The following is a 4,024-nucleotide window of genomic DNA, read 5'->3' on the forward strand; positions in this document are numbered from 1 at the left end:
GAGATTATGATAAGGAGGTTGGAATGATGTCTAGAATCAATAATAATAAACAAAGAAAGGCACAGTTTCTTTGGGGATGGCTATTTATATTGCCAACGATGATAGGACTTATTATTTTGAATATCATCCCAATTTTCAGAACTATTTTTCAAAGTTTCTATAAAACAGGAGATTTTGGTAAAGGTAATATTTTTATCGGCCTACAAAACTATTCAAAACTGTTTGAAGACACTGAAGTTTGGCAGTCCTTATGGAATACTATTAGATATGTCATAGTAGAAGTTCCGGTTTCAATAGTAATCGCACTTATAATTGCTGTATTATTGAATCAAAAAATCAAAGGAAAATCCATTTTTAGAACAATTTTCTTCCTACCTATGATAGCTGCTCCGGCAGCTATCGCTATGGTATGGCGGTGGTTGTACAATTCACAATTTGGTCTACTGAATAATGTTTTTAATTTAGATGTTGCATGGATATCAGACCCTAGAATTGCTATATACTCAATAGCCGTAATTGGAATATGGTCAGTAGTAGGTTATAACATTGTACTTTTTCTTGCAGGGTTACAAGAAATACCAAAAGACTACTATGAAGCAGCAAGAATTGACGGTGCTAGTGGTATCAACCAGTTCTTTCATATAACAATTCCATTGCTCTCACCCAGTATTTTTTTCGTCAGTGTGACAAGAATGATAGCAGCATTTCAAGTATTTGATCTGATTTACATGGTAATGACGGAAACAAACCCGGCAATCGAAAAAACCCAATCCTTGGTATATTTATTCTATCAATACTCGTTTACCTATGGCAATAAAGGTTATGGTGCAACGATAGCGGTCTTATTGCTTTTAGTAATTATGTTGATTACTGGCATTCAAATATATGCACAGAAAAAATGGGTTCACTACAGTTAGGGGGAATCAAAATGAAATCAAAAGATTATTTTTTGAAAATATTAATTTATGCTGTTTTGTTAATGAGTTCTTTTATAATGCTTATACCATTTATATGGATGATTTTGACCGCATTTAAGTCAATAACTGAAACAACAAATATTGATCCATTTGTTATATTGCCCTCTACTTGGAGATTTGAAGCATTTAAGAGGGTGTTGGATAACATGAATTTTGTCATACTTTATGTAAACACACTGTTGATGATTGCAGGACGTATTTTGGCGGCAGTGTTAACAGCAACTTTAGCAGGCTATGCATTTGGTCGATTACAGTTTAAAGGAAGGGACATAGCGTTTTCCTTGGTGCTATTTCAGATGATGATTCCGGGACAGATTTTTGTTATACCTCAATACATCATGATTAGTAATATGGGAATGTTAAACACAATTTTTGCATTGATATTCCCAGGACTTGTAACAGCCTTTGGAAAGTTTTTAATGAGACAGTCATTTATGGGATTACCCAAGGAACTTGAGGAAGCTGCTTACCTTGATGGATGTAACATCGGACAGACATTTTTGTTTGTCATGGCACCATTAACAAAATCAGCCATGGTAGCCCTTAGCATATTTACTGCAGTTTTTGCTTATAAAGATTTGATGTGGCCAATGATTGTAAATCTTGATAAAGACAAATCGACATTAGCCTCTGCATTAGCCAAAATGCAAGGACAATATGTATCGAATTTCCCGGAACTCATGGCAGCTGCTCTTATTGCATGTATACCTATGGTTGTATTATATATAATTTTCCAGAAGAATTTTATTGAAGGTATAGCAACATCTGGGGGTAAATTATAAAGACTTTTTGGAGGATGAAAAAATGGCTATAGATTTCAATAATGAAAGTATGATATTTTCACTTCATACGCGACACTCAACGTATCAAATGCAAGTGGGTCAATTTGGACATCTGCTGCATCTGTATTATGGGAGTAGAATTAAGGACGAGATGGACTATCTGATAAGGTATATGGATAGAGGTTTTTCAGGGAACCCATATGAAGCCGGTCTAGATAAAACATATTCATTAGATGCTCTTCCACAAGAATATCCAACAGACGGAACGGGTGACTATCGGATTACCTGTATGACTATAAAAAATACGAATGGTACTTATAGCTGCGATTTACGTTATAAAGGGCACAATATATCAAAGGGAAAATATAATATTCCAGGATTACCGAGTATATATGCAAATAAAGATGAATCCGATACCCTTGAGGTTTTTCTTGAAGATGCAACAAATCAACTTCAGGTGACATTGTATTACGGTGTTATTGAAAATACGGATATTATCACGAGAAGTGTGCGGGTGGTAAATTGTAGCAAGGAAGCATTATTCTTAGAAAAAGTACTATCAGCAAATATTGATTTTCTATATGGCGATTATGATTGGTATGGTTTTCATGGCCGGCATACAATGGAACGTCAAACACAAAGATCGAAAATAGTTCATGGTATACAAGGCGTTGGTAGTAAGAGAGGTGCTTCGAGTCATCAATACAATCCTTTTTTGATTATTGCCGAATCAAAAACAACAGAGGACCATGGCAACTGTTACGGCTTATGCTTCGTATATAGTGGTGATTTTAAGGCGGAAATTGAGCTGGACCAATACAATCAGACACGTGTTACTATGGGCTTACAGGACGAAATGTTCTCATATCAATTAAAAACTGAAGCTTCTTTTTATACTCCGGAAGTGGTGATGACATTTTCGGGTGTTGGATTAGAGAAGTTGACACATAACTATCATGATATTTTTCGTAATAATCTTATTAGAGGCAAGTACAAATCAATGCCAAAACCAATACTTATTAATAATTGGGAAGCAACTTATTTTGACTATGATGGAAAAAAAATTATTGACATTGCAGAACAAGCGGTTGAACTTGGGGTTGAAATGCTAGTGCTTGATGATGGCTGGTTTGGTAATAGAGATGGAGATATGAGTGGTCTTGGAGATTGGACAGTCAATGAAAAAAAACTTGGTTGCAGTTTACACACACTTGTTAATCGAATTAATGAAATGGGTATGAAATTTGGCTTATGGTTTGAACCGGAAATGGTTAATGAAGACAGTGAACTATATCGTGAACATCCGGAGTGGGCATTCATTATTCCTAATAGAGATCCAATCCGTTCGAGGTTTCAGTTGGTATTGGATTATTCAAGAGTTGAAGTTGTTGATTATATATATGGGAAGATTTGCAATGTACTTGACAGTGCCAATATTGAATATATTAAATGGGACTTCAATCGAAGTATTTCAGATGTATACTCAAGAAGTGGAACATCCAATCAAGGTGCAGTGCTCTATCATTATATGTTAGGTCTCTATAATCTCCTTGAACGCATAGTACAGCGGTATCCGAATTTACTTATTGAGAGTTGTAGTGGTGGGGGTGGCAGGTTTGATGCGGGAATGTTATACTATTCTCCACAAATATGGACAAGTGACAATACGGATTCCATTGATCGGATTCGAATCCAAGAAGGGACTTCTTTTGCATATCCAATCTCAACCTTCGGTTCTCATTTATCTGCTGTACCCAATCATCAGACAGGAAGGACAACACCTTTTGAAACAAGAGCTAACGTGGCAATGGTGGGTAGTTTTGGCTATGAACTGGATTTGAATAAGATTACGACTATAGAAAAAGACCAAGTCAAGAAACAAATTGTATATTTTCACAAGTATTGGGATTTAATCCATAAAGGTGACTATTATAGATTGACGAGTTCACAAGACAAACAACAATTTGCTGCATGGCAATACGCTCGACGAGATGGAAGCGAAGCCCTCTTGTGTAGTGTCACATTGGAAATTCATGGTAATATGCCTGCACAGTATGTGAAATTCAAGGGACTTTTACCTAAGTACGACTATATAGATATGAATACTAAGAAGCGATATAGTGGTAAGGCACTTATGTGTGCAGGTCTACCAATGCCTTTTATGACGAATGAATACCAAACATGGCAAGTGCATTTGGTCAAGGTGCAGTAGACAAATAAAAGCCATAAGTGTATAATTATAATATCTTCCAAAGATTTCATATT

At 35.7% G+C, this 4,024-nt stretch carries 3 protein-coding genes; all 3 read left to right on the forward strand.

The genetic code is table 11. The features are described from left to right. Positions 1 to 26: 26 nt before the first annotated feature. Genes P0N36_RS14635 through P0N36_RS14645 form a run of 3 tightly spaced genes read left to right on the forward strand, consistent with a single transcriptional unit; the run spans position 27 to position 3,971 of the window. Complete coding sequence (locus P0N36_RS14635; protein WP_275843611.1) at positions 27 to 917, forward strand: carbohydrate ABC transporter permease; 891 nt, start codon at positions 27 to 29, stop codon at positions 915 to 917. An 11-nt stretch (positions 918 to 928) separates the two neighbouring features. After that, positions 929 to 1,759, forward strand: coding sequence for a carbohydrate ABC transporter permease (locus tag P0N36_RS14640; RefSeq protein ID WP_275843609.1), 831 nt, complete (start codon positions 929 to 931; stop codon positions 1,757 to 1,759). A 22-nt stretch (positions 1,760 to 1,781) separates the two neighbouring features. Further along, positions 1,782 to 3,971, forward strand: coding sequence for an alpha-galactosidase (locus tag P0N36_RS14645; RefSeq protein WP_275843610.1), 2,190 nt, complete (start codon positions 1,782 to 1,784; stop codon positions 3,969 to 3,971). Positions 3,972 to 4,024 lie beyond the last annotated feature (53 nt).

The organism is Petrocella sp. FN5 (genome assembly GCF_029210395.1).
GTDB lineage: Bacteria > Bacillota > Clostridia > Lachnospirales > Vallitaleaceae > Petrocella.